The following is a 14,879-nucleotide window of genomic DNA, read 5'->3' as shown; positions in this document are numbered from 1 at the left end:
ATGTCGACACACACCACTGATAACTTTTTTAAATCCACGGTACTCGGACACCCTGAAGGATTATTTGTCCTTTTCTTTACAGAGATGTGGGAACGCTTCTCATATTATGGAATGCGGGCGCTGCTTGTTATATTTTTGACTTCATCTATGTTTGGCGACAATCCAGGTTGGGGTTGGCCGCGGGAGAACGCTCTTGCCATTTATGGATCATACACGTCCCTGGCCTACCTAACGCCTATCCTGGGAGGCTATATTGCCGACAGGATAATAGGATACCGCTGGGCAGTTATTGTCGGCGCATTTCTTATGACCTGCGGGCATGCCTCCATGGCTTTAGAATTCAACCCCATATTTATGTACATAGGCCTAGGATTATTAGTGCTGGGCAATGGTTTCTTCAAACCTAACATGACCTCTGTTTTGTCACAGATGTACAAAAACCATCCTGAAAAGAAAGATGGTGCGTATACCATCTTCTACATGGGAGTAAATTCAGGAGCCTTCTTAGGTATGCTCCTTTGCGGATACATTGGAGAAAGCCCGGATTGGGGATGGACCTACGGCTTTGGATTAGCTGGTATATTTATGTTTGTTGGAATGCTTCAGTTCTATTTCACCCAAAACATCTTTGGCGACATTGGCTTAAAGCCGGTTAATAATACTGAATCAAAAGAAATCGAGCACCCTGATGAAGCACAACGTAACCCTTTTTCAAAGTTTGATCTGGTTCTCATAGCCCTGATCTCTGTTATAGGTCTTGTTTGGGTGATAAATGATCCGGTTTCTAAAATTACATCCCTGAATGTTTTTAACTTTTCGGTAGCCGGAGTAAGCGGTGACAATTTTGCCATTGTGCTTGCGTTGGCGCTCTTTATTTTTATCCTGATAAAAAGGATATCACAATACACACCGGTGTTGCGAGACAAAATGATCGCCGTGATCATCCTGGCATTTATCACCATATTTTTCTGGGCAAGTTTTGAGCAGGCTGGAGGTTCAATGACCATCTTTGCCAAAGATTATACCGCAAGAGTACTGGAAGGGAATTATAAATTAGTTTTTAATATTGTAAACACGCTTATTACGGTTATCCCCTTAGTCATTATCACTTATGTGCTGTTTAAGTTGTTCTTAAACACCTTTAAAAGATTTGCCACCGGCAACATTATATTAGCATCTGGCTTTCTTATTATCTGGGTGCTGGTGATCTACATGCTAAAAAGCCAGTATTATGATGTTAAAGCTGAGGTTCCCGCGACCTGGTTTGGGATATTAAATGCTTTGTTCATCATCTCTTGTGCTCCCCTTATTTCCAGGATTTGGGAAAGTAAATACAATCCATTTGCTACGTTTAAGAATGGATTTGGCATGATATTACTGGGCACAGGCTTTGCAGTATTAGCCTTTGGCGCATCCGATATCCCTCAGGGAGCGAAAGTGGCATCTGTAAGTATGATCTGGCTTGTTCTGGCTTACTTCTTTCATACTATGGGTGAATTATGCATTTCGCCGGTTGGCTTGTCGTATGTCAGCAAATTGGTACCAGGACGAATGATCGCCATAATGTTCGGGATCTGGTATCTGGCGATAGCCATCGGTAATAAAATTGCAGGTACTATGGGTGGTATGATCGATCAGATCACCGCACAATATTCGATGTCGACATTCTTCCTGATCTTCACCCTCATCCCGGTTGGATTGGGGATATTCATTATGCTGCTAACACCGCTTCTGAAGAAACTAATGCACGGAGTCCACTAGTTTTTTAAACTTTAACATAATTTAACCCCTGGTAAATCTGCCCGGGGTTTTCTTTTATACTTTTTAAATTTACTTTTGCTGTCTTAATAATATTCCGTGCTATCAGACAGTCTTGTAATAATTCCTACATATAATGAGAAGGAAAATATCGAAAAAATAATCCGTAAGGTATTTTCATTAACTCATTCATTTCATATTCTTATTATTGATGACGGTTCTCCTGACGGCACAGCTTCCATAGTTAAGCACTTACAGGGCGAGTTTGCCGGTAAGCTTCATATTGAGGAACGCAGCGGCAAACTTGGTTTAGGCACTGCTTATATCCATGGTTTCCAATGGGCATTGCAACATACATACGAATTTATCTTTGAGATGGATGCTGATTTTTCGCATAATCCCGAAGATCTGGTACGCTTGAGAGAAGCCTGTTTAGCAGATGCCGACGTAGCTATTGGGTCAAGGTATATTAAAGGAGTAAATGTGGTGAACTGGCCCATGGACAGGGTACTGATGTCGTATTTTGCATCAGTTTATGTTCGGTTTATTACAGGAATAAATATTCAGGACGCCACCGCCGGATTTAAATGCTATCGGCGAAAAGTGTTAAGCACTATTAACCTAAATAAAATCCGTTTTGTAGGGTATGCATTTCAAATAGAAATGAAATTTACTGCCATACAACATGGGTTTAGGGTAGTTGAGGTTCCCATCATCTTCACCGACAGAACGGAGGGTACCTCCAAGATGAGCACTAAGATCTTTAGAGAAGCCTTTTTAGGGGTTATTCAAATGAAGATCACAAGTTGGTTCCGGAAGTATAAATAAACATTGATTTGTGAAAGGAACAGTTAGGCATACCCGGCACGCGTGTGCTAAAAACTAATTCCTCGCAAAGGATATTATACCAAATTCACACACACCATACCCACAACAATCGCAATTCCAAAGCTTAAAAAAGTGCCGATCAATATATACTCTGTTAATTTCAGATCATTTCCTTCTTTAAGATCGCCAAACCTGAATATCGATTTCGCTGCTATCAAGAAACCTACGGCCTCCCAGTGATTGGTATAAACAAAAAGTAATACCAGCAGACGCTCCATCATTCCAATATATTTGCCTGCACTTTGCAAGGATGCAACACTTCCCGCCGGTTGTGTCGGCAAATAGTTCGGAGTCCATTTTGCGATGAGGGTTTTAATGATAAGAGATGTTGGGTAGGACAAGAATAATATTCCAAGGGCGGCTATCCAAAAAGCCTCTTTGCTCAAATAGTCGAAACTCAGAACCGGATTCGTGCTCAAATACCAAACTGCCAGGATGGAAATCAGGTGCAACACCTGGTCGGCAAAGAACCAGGTCCTTTTGGTCGATGATCTCTGAAAAAGAAGTTTTACGGTATCAATCAACCCATGCAGCACCAGGATTGCCACCGCCTGACGCCAATAGTTCAGATCAGCAAGTAATAACATTACCAAGCCTCCATGAATAAGCACATGCAGGTACAACTTCAGCGACCTGAGTTTCTTAGCTTCTTTTTCTACAACCCAGGAATCGGGTTGTAGAAAGAAATCCCCCAAAAAATGTGCGATGAGCAGTTTTATTAAGAATATATCCATCAGGCAGAGATAAAGAGGTTTAGTTTCTTTTGGTAAAGATCATTCAGCTCCATTATTTCAGAGAAGCTGGCGCGTTTTAAAGCCTCGCTTACCGAGGACTGCGATCTTCCGGAGATCTCAGCTAACTCTTGTTGTGAAGCTTCAGGATGCTCAATAGCAAGCTTAACCGTTTCGGCTGCCACTTGCCCCCAGTTATCCATTGCTATCAGCGCAAGCCGGATAGCAATATTCATTTCATAATCAAGATCGGGCCAGGGGCTATGAAGCGCTAAAGTAAGCCGCTCCTTTTTTAGTAGTTCGAACTTTTCACCTGATAATATAAAAGCCTGCCCGTTTGACTCGCCTGGACTTGAGCCATTATAATCCTTACAGCCGATGCCGATTGCAATACGGACATCGATATTTTTAAGGGTTTTAATATTGGCTTTAATGTAGATAGCTTTAAGCAGGGCTTCTTCAGGACTATCTTCAGCCTGAAAACTATCGCCCCGGTAAATTTCCCAAATGTTGTTCCGGGAAAGTGCGCCTTTTAAAACCGGCAACCAACTTTGAGGTGACTTTGCCTGCCGCGAATTGATGACATCTCCTGTGATTACACTTATCATTCAATAAATATCGGTCTTTTAGCCGATAAATACAAATATCGGGTGATTGCCCGATAAATGACAATATCGGATCATTAGCCGATAAAGGATAATAAGCCAACTTTGGCACGCGACTCGTGTGTGCAATAATGTCCCTTTCCCAACAAGGTTTAACGTTAAACGAAATTCAACCAATCAACCCAACCTATCTCGTATAATTCGGTGCTTCTTTAGTAATAGTGATATCGTGAGGATGGCTCTCGCGCATGCCAGCAGCAGTAATCTTAACAAAACGCGCGTTTTGAAGCTCTTCAATGGTGGCTGCACCGCAATAATGCATACCGGCACGTAAACCGCCTACATACTGAAAGATAACTTCTGCCAAAGTTCCTTTATAAGGCACCCTGCCAACAATTCCTTCCGGTACTAATTTGGTCACCACATCCGTTTCATCCTGGAAGTAACGATCTTTTGATCCTTTCGCCATGGCTTCAACAGAGCCCATACCTCTGTAAGACTTGAATTTCCGTCCCTCATAGATAATCGTTTCGCCTGGCGATTCCTCAACTCCGGCAAATAAAGAACCGGCCATGATCGAGCTGGCACCTGCAGCGATAGCTTTAACAATCTCTCCGGTTTGTTTTATCCCGCCATCGGCAATCACAGGCACGCCTCTTCCTCTTAAAGCTTTAGCACATTCATAAACAGCATACAGCTGTGGCACCCCAACACCCGCAATGATACGGGTTGTACAGATAGAACCTGGCCCGATACCTACTTTAACAGCATCAGCACCAGCGTCTGCCAAAGCTATTGCAGCCTCCGGAGTAGCTATGTTTCCGGCGATCACCTGCAAATCGGGATAAACTTTTTTAATCGCCTTTACCATATCGATCACTCCTTTAGAGTGGCCATGAGCGGTATCTACAGTCACAACATCAACGCCGGCAGCAACTAATGCAGCTACACGATCCATATTTTCGGCTAAAACACCAACAGCAGCACCTACGCGTAAACGGCCATGCTCATCTTTGCATGCTTTAGGATAGTTTTTAAATTTCTGAATATCTTTAAATGTGATCAGACCAATAAGCTTACCATCTGCATCTACCACCGGTAATTTTTCAATCTTATAATCCTGAAGGATCTCTTCAGCTTTAATCAGGTCGGTTCCTTTGGGAGCCGTAACCAAATTATCTTTAGTCATCACTTCATGAAGAGGGCGATTAAGATCTTTTTGAAAGCGAAGATCTCTGTTTGTTAATATACCTACCAGCTTGCTTTCAGAATCAACAATCGGAATTCCACCGATCCGATATTCCTGCATGATTTTAAATGCATCAGAAACCAGCGCATTCTGATGAAGAGTAACCGGATCCTGAATCATTCCGCTTTCCGAGCGTTTTACTTTCCTCACCTCCTCGGCTTGTTGCTGAATGGTCATGTTCTTATGAAGAATCCCTATACCTCCTGCCTGAGCAATGGCAATTGCCAGTTCAGCTTCAGTAACGGTGTCCATAGCGGCCGAGACAATAGGAACATTGATACGGATCTTTTTAGTTAGATACGATTGAGTGTTCACATCGCGCGGCAGGACTTCAGAATAAGCAGGGATTAGGAGAACGTCATCATAAGTAAGACCTTCTGCGACGAATTTTTCGGGATCAAGATGCATGGCAAATAAAATTTCTTATTTGCCGGGCAAAGATAGTTGTTTTCGACCTTCCTGACAAGTTGTTTGAAGCAGCAATCGCTAATATGCAGTCATGCAGCGCGAAAATTAACATCTAATTTACATTTCTACGCATTACTGGCGCAATACCAGGTCATACAAAATGGAAAAACCTGTAAGTTTCAAAAAACTTACAGGTTTTTTAACTAATGTTTACAGGCTATTTACCCTGCTGGAAGCTAACTCAATTACACCGCAACCAATTCTCGAGCCGGCATTTCCTGTAGGCTGTGTAACATAGTCGTCCACTCCATCATGAACAATCAAACCTTTTCCTGTAACATCATTATCTGCACCAGTACCAACAGACCATTTGTCTGTTTTTATCTCAAGTGAACCTTTTCCGGAGGCATCAAGCTGTACGTTGCCTATATCTCCCAAATGAAATTCGGCACTACCCCATTTGCCATGTTTACTTTTCGTAGGATTCCAATGCCCGTGAGCTGCATTACCTTCATTGCCACAATCACCATGCTCATGAATATGGACGGCGACTGACTTATTAGCTTTAGAAGGGAAACTGATATCAAGCTTCATTTCTACCTCCGATCCTTTCTGAACAAAACTAATGGTTCCGCTTCCCGGAACACCTGTCTTAGTTGAAGCTATATTAGCTTTTGCTTCCTTTTTAGCGCCTCCTTTTAAACTTGAACAAGAAAAACTGAGCATACTTACAGTCAATGCAACTGCTGCAAAATGTTTACTACTAAATTTTGATAACATCGGTTGATCTTTTTAATGAGAAAAATATTCCTCCCCAAAAGTTTAAAAATAAAACAACACTGGCAACAAAAAAACCCACGTAAGCGGGTTTTTCCATTAATCATGGATTTAGGATTACAGAATCGCAAAACTACAGTTCTTCATCATGCTGACTAAGGTCAAGTCCGGCTTCTTCATCTTCCGCACTCACCCTAAGAGGACTAATGGCATTGGTAATAACCAGGAGTATATACGAACCAACAAAGGCAAATACAGAAACCACCACAAGTGCAACCAAATGAGTTAAAAACAATTTAGTTTCGCCATAAAAAAGACCGTTTCCTGTAGTGTTACCGGCATTCACATTCTGATGAGCAAACACACCAGTTAACAGCATACCTACCATACCGCCTACACCGTGGCAAGGAAATACATCAAGTGTATCGTCAATATTGGTGCGTGTACGCCATAAAACAACCAGGTTACTGATCACGGCCGCAACAACACCTATTACCAAAGAATGGGGAACAGTAACAAAACCTGCGGCTGGGGTAATCGCAACCAAACCCACCACAGCACCTATACAGGCACCCATTGCTGAAGGTTTCTTTCCCCGGAATATATCAAAGAAAATCCAGGCCATAGCTGCAGCAGCAGAAGCTGTAGTTGTAGTAGCCAGGGCCGTGGCGGCTAATGCGCCCGCTCCTACCGCTGATCCTGCATTAAAACCAAACCAACCGAACCATAGTAAGCCGGTTCCAAGGATCACATAAGAAACCCTTGCAGGTGTATGTGCAGGCGTAGTACGTTTCTTTAAAAACAGTGCCGAAGCTAAAGCCGCCCAGCCTGCAGACATATGTACAACTGTTCCTCCCGCAAAATCAAGTACACCTTTTTGGAATAAAATCCCCTCAGGATGCCATGTAGCATGAGCAAGGGGAACATAGATTACGATCATAAACAAGCACAAGAAAATTAGATATGAATTGAACCTGATCCGTTCTGCAAATGCACCAGTGATTAGAGCAGGAGTAATTACTGCAAATTTTAACTGGAACATCGCAAACAATACTAATGGTATAGTGGGAGCCAGCGGCCAGGCCTGATTTCCAAGCATTCCTTTCATCATAAAGAAAGTTGCCGGATTTCCAATTAATCCGCCAATATCTTCACCAAATGCAAGGCTGAAACCAAAGATCACCCAAAGAACCGTGATCAGCCCCATACAGACAAGACTCTGCAGCATGGTGGAAATAACATTTTTTTTCCGCACCATCCCCCCGTAAAAATAAGCTAAGCCAGGAGTCATTAATAATACCAATGCAGTGGAAACTAACATCCATGCGGTATCTCCAGTGTCGAAAGTAGCATCAGCCACAGTTACCGGCTCAACAGAGGGAAAAACAAGAGCCAAAACCACGGCTACCAGTAATAAAACAAAAGGTAATACTTTTTTCATGTTTAAAAATTATGTTTTCTCTATATAAAATATAAAAATGACAAAATATTACCACAAAAACAACGATTAACTAAAAAAACAATCATATATTGTAGTAAAAACACGTAAAATTGTATCAATTATTCAAGAAACCAAAAAAACACGCAGGCGAAAACTAACGGAATCAAGAAAAAATACATCAAAACCTACGAAGAATAAGACCTAACAACCTCTTCATACGATTCAGATGTAAAATAGAGAATAGGTTCTTCCTCTGTATGCGAAGCCTCAATAGTAATTTTGGCACCAAACTCATACGGTTCAATGGCGACTACTCTCTTTTTCTCAAACCTTGTAGGTTTATTATCAATTAACACGGTGAAAAAATCTCCTGACATATATATAGTATAACATTTAAGCAATCACTAATTAACTTGTGTTACTTTAGATTGTTTTCAGACATAGAAACGTATTTATTGCTGTTATCACATTTTTTTTCTACTATCGCCAAATGCTTCTATCGCTCACTATTGTCCGTTATAAAAAAGCTCTCATTCCGCTTGCTTTTTTAGCCATGGCAATCCACAGGCTTCCGTTATGGCTGAATCCGGCTTGCAAGTTTTGGAAATTGATGGGCTGCGGCAAAAACGGATCGTTTAGCATTAAACCTGATCTACAGCAATGGGCCTTACTTGCGGTATGGAACAACCAAGATGAGTTTAACAAATTTCAAAAGCACTCATTTATATCTGGCTGGTGGAAGAAATTTTGCAATGAGACATTTACCATACTCTGTATTCCGGTAGCAAGCCGTGGAAAATGGGACAACAAAGAGCCTTTCGATTCAACGGAATCTACGGAATTAAACGGGCCAGTTGCAGTACTGACAAGAGCAACGATCCGGCTTAACCGCCTTAAAAACTTTTGGCAAAATGTTGACAAGGTAAGCCGCTTAATGCATACTTCACCAGGCTATATCACTTCCTTCGGTATTGGAGAAGCCCCCTATTACAGGCAGGCAACCTTTTCTTTATGGGAAAATACTGATTCTGTAAAAGCATTCGCCTATGGTTCAAAAGAGCATACCGAGGTAATTAAAAAGACACGGCAGGAAAACTGGTACAGCGAAGAGTTGTTTGCTCGGTTCAAAACTCTCTCCTGCACAGGGACCATAAACGGCATCAATCCTTTGGAAGGAAAAATTTAAAAAATATAAAGATTAGAAAGTATTAACTATGAGAGTTGTAGCAGAACTACCGCGCCCCGATTGCAAAATCACCATATTTTCCATGAACATGAAGTTCGTTATCAAATTTGAACAAGGTGTTCTGGAGCAAACTTTTAAGCTCTCTGAAATGGACGTTACAGGAGGCCTTGACGGAGTTTTTCAATTACTCGATGAAGAGTTTATTGCAACTGTGGTCGGGAGATTTAAAAGCATGAACAATGATTTCCATCTGGCTTATCAAAGACATGAGGTATAACAGGCAATTGTTATATATACTCAACACCGTTTCTTCGTCATCCTGAACTTGTTTCAGGACCTCTTGCCTAAGCACGCCAGCATAGACTTACCCAACTAAATTTACTGCAGGCAAACCCAGTAAATTGCTATACGGATTGTCTGAATTAAGATTTAATTTGATCGTTAGTGAATCTGCAAGAGGCTTCACGTTTCTTTTAAACCACCCTAAATTAATGGTCAACTGCTCACTCGACAACGACCTATATTCTTGTATTCTAAACTTTAAATCTTCGAGCGTAGTTTCCGTATCAGACTGCACAGACCTTAACACATTTTGCTGCAAAATACATTTTTCCGAATAAGTAAATTTTTGAAAGTAGCATTTTGCTGAATGCCGTTGAAAGGATGATTGGTGAACTGCTTCTTTTCGTTCTAAGGGAGGTACCTTACTTTTAACTACGTTTGCGGCAAAGTATCTGGAAGTGCTAGGTGTCATTCCAGCAGGAAAAGGTCCAAATAATATATCTGGTGATTTCCTTCCTAATGGTTTTATAGAAGAATAACAATTGGGGCATATCCTTCAGGGGGAAAGAATCGATGCTTCATTCAGCAATATCACGGTGAAGTCCTTAACAACACTCCGCTTGTAAGTATCGTTCTAAGCTGGGTAAACAACTTGAACTGCAAGTCATTTACCCTGTTTAGTTGTATCGCTTATAAACTGCTTTTATTTACTTCTTCTTACTTCTTCCGCTGACCAGGAGCATAAGGCTTTGCCGATTTTGAACCAGTAGCCTTTTTTACCTGCCCAGGCGGCCGTTTCCCACTATTGCCAGCGGTCTGAGTAGGGTAACAAGAACCAAGAAAAGCCACAAGTAGCGCTGCTACCAATACGTTTATAATTTTCATAATCATTTTTATTTGTACTAACCAAATTTATTAAATCTCAAATGCGCTAATTAAACCTCAACTTAAAAGTCGTACCCTTCCCAGGTTCGGATTCCGCTGTTATTTGGATTCGATGATAGATCGCGATGCTTTTTACAATAGCGAGTCCCAACCCATACCCAACCTGGGCAGCAAGATTGGTTTTCATAAAGCGGTCGAAAATAAAAGGGAGGTCCTCCTTGGGGATTCCAATTCCAGTATCACTTATATGTATGTAATACTTGCCATCATTCGATCTTCCTCCTTTGATAAAAATCCTGCCATCCTGCCGGTTGAATTTGATAGCATTATGAATCAGGTTGAAAAATAATTGGAATAGAAGATTTCTGTTTACATCCTTAAGAAGAGCGTCTGGGGAAATATCGAGGGAAATGCTGATGTTCTTCTCTTCCAGCCGGTGCCTGATCTCGTCGACAATTTCCTGAAATAACTCCATAGGCCTCAGCTCTTCCTTCCTGATATATTGTTCATTTTCAATCCGGGAGATGAGCAATAAGGAACTAGTGATCTTCTTCAACCGGTCAACCGTCTTCATCATTTCCACTACGGCGACAGACTGATTAGCATCTAAACCTTCCTCAGCCAGAAAATTTTCCAGCTTGTTCTGTAAAATACTGATGGGCGTCATCAGCTCATGAGAAGCATTCGAAGTAAATTCACGCTCTTTATAAAAGGCCTCATTGATCTGGTCCATCAAAAGCAGGAGTGATTCATCCAGGTATTTGAAATCTGTTGTGTTGGTTTGAATTCGCTTTTGTTCCACATCAAATGGAAACACCCTGTTTACAAGCCTTGTCTTGATGATACTTCCGAGAGGTCTAAGAATAAGCCGTATAAAGGTGAGATCAATCAGCACTGTCATCACAATTAAGGTAATGAGTACATATAAGGCGAAACGCTGCAAGGGCTTATTATACTGGTGGATACTTGCGGTTGTTTTACCAATTTCAAGCAAATAGGTTTTCTGCTTGTTTTTGAAGGTATGGCTAAGCACTCGGTAACTTAAAGTATCACCTTCAATCAGTCGTTGAGCATCCTTAATCGTATCTAAACTAAATCCGGTTTTCACCGGAAGAAAAGCGATGAACTCTTCTTTCAGTAAGGTGTAGCTGCCATAGTTTTCCTCACCCTGCAGGTAATAATCCAGGCCATTTTTTTTTACAATAGACAATACCTTCGAACGTTGCTGTTTCAATGTATAATTGGTGTACTGCGAGGCTATCTCCTTTACAAGTATAGGCAAGGCCGCCACAAAAAGCAGCACGATGACCAACTTAGACCCGGTAATAAAAAGCGTGAGTTTGGTAGACAGCTTCATATCACTTTCTAATTCGGTAACCTACCCCTCTTACAGTTTCCAGCCATTCGGTACTTCCGCAGGCATTTAGCTTTTTGCGAATATTTTTGATATGTGCATCGATATAATTCGAGTCATAATCATCATTCACAAACGTTCCCCAAATGTGCTCACTAAGCTGTGCACGAGTAAGTACACGATTCTTGTGCAGCAAAAGATAACTTAGAAGATCAAATTCCTTTCGGGAGAATTCAATTGACTGCCCATCACAAGTGACCAACCTGTTTTGGATGTCTACCTGGAATTCACCAATCGAAATCGCCTCCTCCGTGATATTGAACTTACGACGGGCTATAGCTTGCATCCTCGACTGAAGCTCTAACAGATAAAAAGGCTTTGCAAGGTAATCATCGGCCCCCAGGTCAAGTCCGCTTACCCTGTCTTTCAAGTTAGTTCGCGCTGTAATGATAATATAAGCGGCGCCAGGATTACTCTTCTTTGCATGTTTTAAAACGTCCAGACCATCGCCATCTGGCAGGCTCAGATCGATTAAAACAAAATCATACTGATTCAGTTCTAGTTGTTCTACCCCCGATCTGAAGCTGTGCGCAAGGTCGCATACATAAAAGCTTTTTTTCAGAAAGGCTTCCATTTCATAAGCCAGTGTTTTTTCGTCCTCAATAATTAATACTTTCATAGCACTTTAAAACTGGTAGTAAAATGCAAGCCCAAAATAGGATTGCTGCTTTTTTAGTTCTTCTTCCGCCTTACGGCCCAATACTGAAAATTGATAACTCAATTCTGTAATGTAATTGGCCCTGCTAAGGCTAAGGGGCAATTTAAAATTGTAAGACAAAAGATTGAAGTCCCTGGATTCCCTGGTAATAGTACTTTCTGCTGCAGATGATCCTGACTTGCCTGAATTACCAGAATTGCCAGAGTTACCAGGAGACTTAAGGCCTTTGCCTTTTTCCTTGTCACGTTTTCCTTTGGCAATGGTGTATGTCTGGTAAAAAGATCTGCTGCCAGCCACTATTTCTATTGCCGGTTCTATATAGAATTCATTTTTATCGCTAAAAAAATTGCCTAAAATAACCTCCCTGGAAGTGTCCAGGCTTAAAAAGACATCGCTTTGCTGACCAAAAGCATAATCGGCATTTAAGTCAGTTTTAAAGAAAAGTGAGGTATATGTAGCTGAAAAATTAAGATTATTTTCATTGGACGCCTGTAATAATGGCGAATTTGAGGGAAAAAAAGAACGCGAATAACCAAGGCCAAAACTAAGTTGATCGTTAATATCGTAGTCAAAACCCAGTCCGAGGTCGGCTGCCGAAATGCCTGAGCCGTAGTTGAACAGCTTGTAAGATCCGGCAGAAAAGTAAACGCCAGCCGGAAGCCTTAATGTAGCATTCAGCAGAATATAAGGCATTTCCTCATTCGTAGACTGACCATAATAACTCACATCACTATTGTATACTATGGCCGCAGTAAGGGTCGTTTTTTTACTTATAGTGTCCTGTTGCGCCCATAATTGCAGCGAACCCAGAAATGTGATTAACAGAAGGAATGTAGATTTCATCTATTAACATTAAGGTTTTTTAATTTTAGGCCGGCTAATTTTGACAGGCTTGACTTTCACATCAGGCTTAGTAACCACTTTTGGTCGCGACTGTCTTCTAGCCTTGGGCACCTCTTTTATATCTGGTTTCTTAGCATCCGCTTTGGGCTCCTGCTTATCTTTCTTTTGTGTTTTTTTATCCTCCTGCTTTTTCTCGTCCAGTTCTTTTTTTTCTTGTTGCTCTGTCACGTTAAATGCAAACATCAAAGGTTGAGCAGCCAAAGAAGGTATTGAAACCTTCTGGATCGATAGGAATATTAAACATGCTTTGAAAATGAACGAGCTGCCCATGCTGCAAAAATAACATTTGTATTGGAGACCGCGACGGTTCCTACAAAATTCGGCGGCCCACATGAAATTCACATGAAGTTTTGTCGAAAAATAAATCTTAAACATCACCATCATTTCATGTTCTGAAAGCACTTTTGAGTCTCACTTTAAATCGACAATTTATGCAAAAGAAATTCTTATACTTTACAGTTGCAGCGGTGCTAGGGATCAGCACCTTCACCGCTTGCCAAAAAAATAATGAAACATCTTTTTCAGGAACTTCCAGGGTTCAAATCAGGATGACTGATGCACCGGGAAACTTTGAGAAGATCAATCTAAGTGTAAAAGAGATAGTCCTGGTATCAGGAGGTAAACCTTATGTATTTACTGCAACCGTCCCAAGGTTTAATATCCTTGACTTTAGGATGGGAACCAGTAATCCCGACATATTAGTCGCTTCGGGCGAAATGCCAGGCGGCGACATTACGGAGATCAGGCTCGTTCTAAATAATTCCGAAAACACTATTGTAGTAGACGGCGTTGAATCTGCGCTGAGTACGCCAAGCGGACAATCGTCAGGATGGAAAGTCAAACTGACCGCCAATCCGACCTTAGTTCCAGGAGCCACCTACTCGCTGCTGCTCGACTTTGATGCTGCAAAATCGATTGTAAGTACCGGCAACGGAAAATACCTGTTAAAACCCGTAGTCAGGGGTATCACGGCCGCCACCACCGGGTTAATCTCAGGGACTGTGCTGCCTTTATCAAGCCACCCGGAAGTACTTGTCATTGCAGGAAAGGATACCGTTGGTACAGTAGCTGATCTTTTAACAGGCAGGTTCACGATTGGCGGACTAGCAGCCGGAAACTATTCTGTGAAATTTGTTCCTCTTGAGGGATATAAGGACAGTACAGTCACCAATGTATCTTTAGCCCTGGGTCAAAAAACCTCAATGGAAACAATAGTCTTAAAACAATACTAAGTGCTGAAAGAAAGACTTGAAAAAGTATAATCCTGTATGGTCGAATCAAAAACACCTTGTAAATTTGAAGTAATAACCTCATTGGATTGAAATTATTCCCTTTAGCAACAGAGTGTCACCGTAAGCTGTTGAGATACCTTTCTATCAACTCAATCCTTCCCTATCCGGGACCGTTGTGCCGAGCTTGGGCATATGATATTCTCCCATCACCTTCATTCGTACGGGCATAGCCTGTTGATGCAACATCAGTCCTGATGAGCCTAAAGGCGTTCGGTAGTCAAGAGAAAGGGTTTGATCGGAAGCAACCCCTTGAGGACTATGACAATGGGCGTAATTTACATGCAGGTATGACCTTGCCCGTTTTTCAAGGGAGATCTTATTATCTTCATATGAAGGAAGCACATCAAGCTTGGAAATACTAGTTTCCATTTACCAGAAAACCTTTGTTATGCAGCAGTTCAA

18 protein-coding genes are annotated in these 14,879 nt (G+C 41.5%); 5 read left to right on the top strand and 13 right to left on the bottom strand.

Going from position 1 to position 14,879, the window contains the following annotated elements:
- Both J3P37_RS08085 and J3P37_RS08080 read left to right on the top strand, forming a co-directional pair.
- On the top strand, positions 1 to 1,761 hold the full coding sequence (locus J3P37_RS08085) for a peptide MFS transporter (RefSeq protein WP_256010592.1): 1,761 nt from the start codon (positions 1 to 3) through the stop codon (positions 1,759 to 1,761).
- Between the two features lie 96 nt (positions 1,762 to 1,857).
- On the top strand, positions 1,858 to 2,586 hold the full coding sequence (locus tag J3P37_RS08080) for a polyprenol monophosphomannose synthase (protein WP_256010591.1): 729 nt from the start codon (positions 1,858 to 1,860) through the stop codon (positions 2,584 to 2,586).
- Between the two features lie 74 nt (positions 2,587 to 2,660).
- Here the strand turns inward: J3P37_RS08080 and J3P37_RS08075 are convergent, their stop codons facing one another.
- From J3P37_RS08075 to J3P37_RS08050, 6 genes are all read right to left on the bottom strand, one after another.
- Positions 2,661 to 3,380: a DUF3307 domain-containing protein gene (locus tag J3P37_RS08075; RefSeq protein ID WP_256010590.1), complete on the bottom strand. Its 720-nt coding sequence runs from the start codon at positions 3,378 to 3,380 to the stop codon at positions 2,661 to 2,663.
- The gene (locus J3P37_RS08070; RefSeq protein ID WP_256010589.1) at positions 3,380 to 3,985 is read right to left on the bottom strand and encodes a hypothetical protein; all 606 of its coding nucleotides are present in this window, start codon (positions 3,983 to 3,985) and stop codon (positions 3,380 to 3,382) included. The genes J3P37_RS08075 and J3P37_RS08070 overlap by 1 nt, the downstream gene beginning before the upstream one ends.
- Positions 3,986 to 4,169: 184 nt before the next feature.
- Positions 4,170 to 5,639 carry an IMP dehydrogenase gene (guaB, locus tag J3P37_RS08065; RefSeq protein ID WP_256010588.1) on the bottom strand — a complete coding sequence of 490 codons (1,470 nt, stop codon included), beginning with the start codon at positions 5,637 to 5,639 and terminating at the stop codon, positions 4,170 to 4,172.
- A gap of 210 nt (positions 5,640 to 5,849) precedes the next feature.
- The gene (locus J3P37_RS08060; protein ID WP_256010587.1) at positions 5,850 to 6,419 is read right to left on the bottom strand and encodes a superoxide dismutase family protein; all 570 of its coding nucleotides are present in this window, start codon (positions 6,417 to 6,419) and stop codon (positions 5,850 to 5,852) included.
- A gap of 130 nt (positions 6,420 to 6,549) precedes the next feature.
- Entirely contained in the window at positions 6,550 to 7,857 is a 1,308-nt protein-coding gene (locus J3P37_RS08055; protein ID WP_256010585.1) for an ammonium transporter, read from the bottom strand.
- 185 nt (positions 7,858 to 8,042) lie between these two features.
- Positions 8,043 to 8,234, bottom strand: a complete 192-nt coding sequence (locus tag J3P37_RS08050; protein WP_256010584.1) for a hypothetical protein — start codon at positions 8,232 to 8,234, stop codon at positions 8,043 to 8,045.
- 113 nt (positions 8,235 to 8,347) lie between these two features.
- On the opposite strand from J3P37_RS08050, the gene J3P37_RS08045 reads away from it, so the two are divergent.
- Both J3P37_RS08045 and J3P37_RS08040 read left to right on the top strand, forming a co-directional pair.
- Positions 8,348 to 9,043: a DUF3291 domain-containing protein gene (locus J3P37_RS08045; protein WP_256010583.1), complete on the top strand. Its 696-nt coding sequence runs from the start codon at positions 8,348 to 8,350 to the stop codon at positions 9,041 to 9,043.
- Between the two features lie 28 nt (positions 9,044 to 9,071).
- Complete coding sequence (locus tag J3P37_RS08040) at positions 9,072 to 9,320, top strand: hypothetical protein (RefSeq protein ID WP_256010582.1); 249 nt, start codon at positions 9,072 to 9,074, stop codon at positions 9,318 to 9,320.
- Between the two features lie 87 nt (positions 9,321 to 9,407).
- Here J3P37_RS08040 and J3P37_RS23095 read toward each other — a convergent pair whose 3' ends face one another.
- The 6 genes from J3P37_RS23095 to J3P37_RS08015 form a co-directional block, all read right to left on the bottom strand.
- Positions 9,408 to 9,797 (bottom strand): mannonate dehydratase, encoded by a 390-nt coding sequence (locus J3P37_RS23095; RefSeq protein ID WP_369414060.1) that lies wholly within the window; start codon positions 9,795 to 9,797, stop codon positions 9,408 to 9,410.
- 245 nt (positions 9,798 to 10,042) lie between these two features.
- Positions 10,043 to 10,210 carry a quinol oxidase subunit 4 gene (locus tag J3P37_RS08035; RefSeq protein WP_256010581.1) on the bottom strand — a complete coding sequence of 56 codons (168 nt, stop codon included), beginning with the start codon at positions 10,208 to 10,210 and terminating at the stop codon, positions 10,043 to 10,045.
- Between the two features lie 46 nt (positions 10,211 to 10,256).
- Entirely contained in the window at positions 10,257 to 11,567 is a 1,311-nt protein-coding gene (locus tag J3P37_RS08030; RefSeq protein WP_256010580.1) for a sensor histidine kinase, read from the bottom strand.
- A 1-nt stretch (position 11,568) separates the two neighbouring features.
- Positions 11,569 to 12,243 carry a response regulator transcription factor gene (locus J3P37_RS08025; RefSeq protein ID WP_256010579.1) on the bottom strand — a complete coding sequence of 225 codons (675 nt, stop codon included), beginning with the start codon at positions 12,241 to 12,243 and terminating at the stop codon, positions 11,569 to 11,571.
- Between the two features lie 6 nt (positions 12,244 to 12,249).
- On the bottom strand, positions 12,250 to 13,125 hold the full coding sequence (locus J3P37_RS08020; protein ID WP_256010578.1) for a porin family protein: 876 nt from the start codon (positions 13,123 to 13,125) through the stop codon (positions 12,250 to 12,252).
- Positions 13,126 to 13,134: 9 nt separating this feature from the next.
- Complete coding sequence (locus J3P37_RS08015; RefSeq protein WP_256010577.1) at positions 13,135 to 13,587, bottom strand: hypothetical protein; 453 nt, start codon at positions 13,585 to 13,587, stop codon at positions 13,135 to 13,137.
- Positions 13,588 to 13,616: 29 nt separating this feature from the next.
- Between J3P37_RS08015 and J3P37_RS08010 the strand changes: the two genes are divergently transcribed.
- Entirely contained in the window at positions 13,617 to 14,417 is an 801-nt protein-coding gene (locus J3P37_RS08010; protein WP_256010576.1) for a DUF4382 domain-containing protein, read from the top strand.
- Positions 14,418 to 14,561: 144 nt separating this feature from the next.
- Here the strand turns inward: J3P37_RS08010 and J3P37_RS08005 are convergent, their stop codons facing one another.
- Complete coding sequence (locus J3P37_RS08005; RefSeq protein ID WP_256010575.1) at positions 14,562 to 14,846, bottom strand: hypothetical protein; 285 nt, start codon at positions 14,844 to 14,846, stop codon at positions 14,562 to 14,564.
- Positions 14,847 to 14,879: the final 33 nt, after the last annotated feature.

The sequence above is a fragment of the Desertivirga xinjiangensis genome, assembly GCF_024436435.1.
Classification (GTDB): Bacteria; Bacteroidota; Bacteroidia; order Sphingobacteriales; family Sphingobacteriaceae; genus Desertivirga; species Desertivirga xinjiangensis.
Note: the sequence above shows the minus strand (reverse complement) of the source record. Positions and strands in the feature narration are given on the sequence as shown.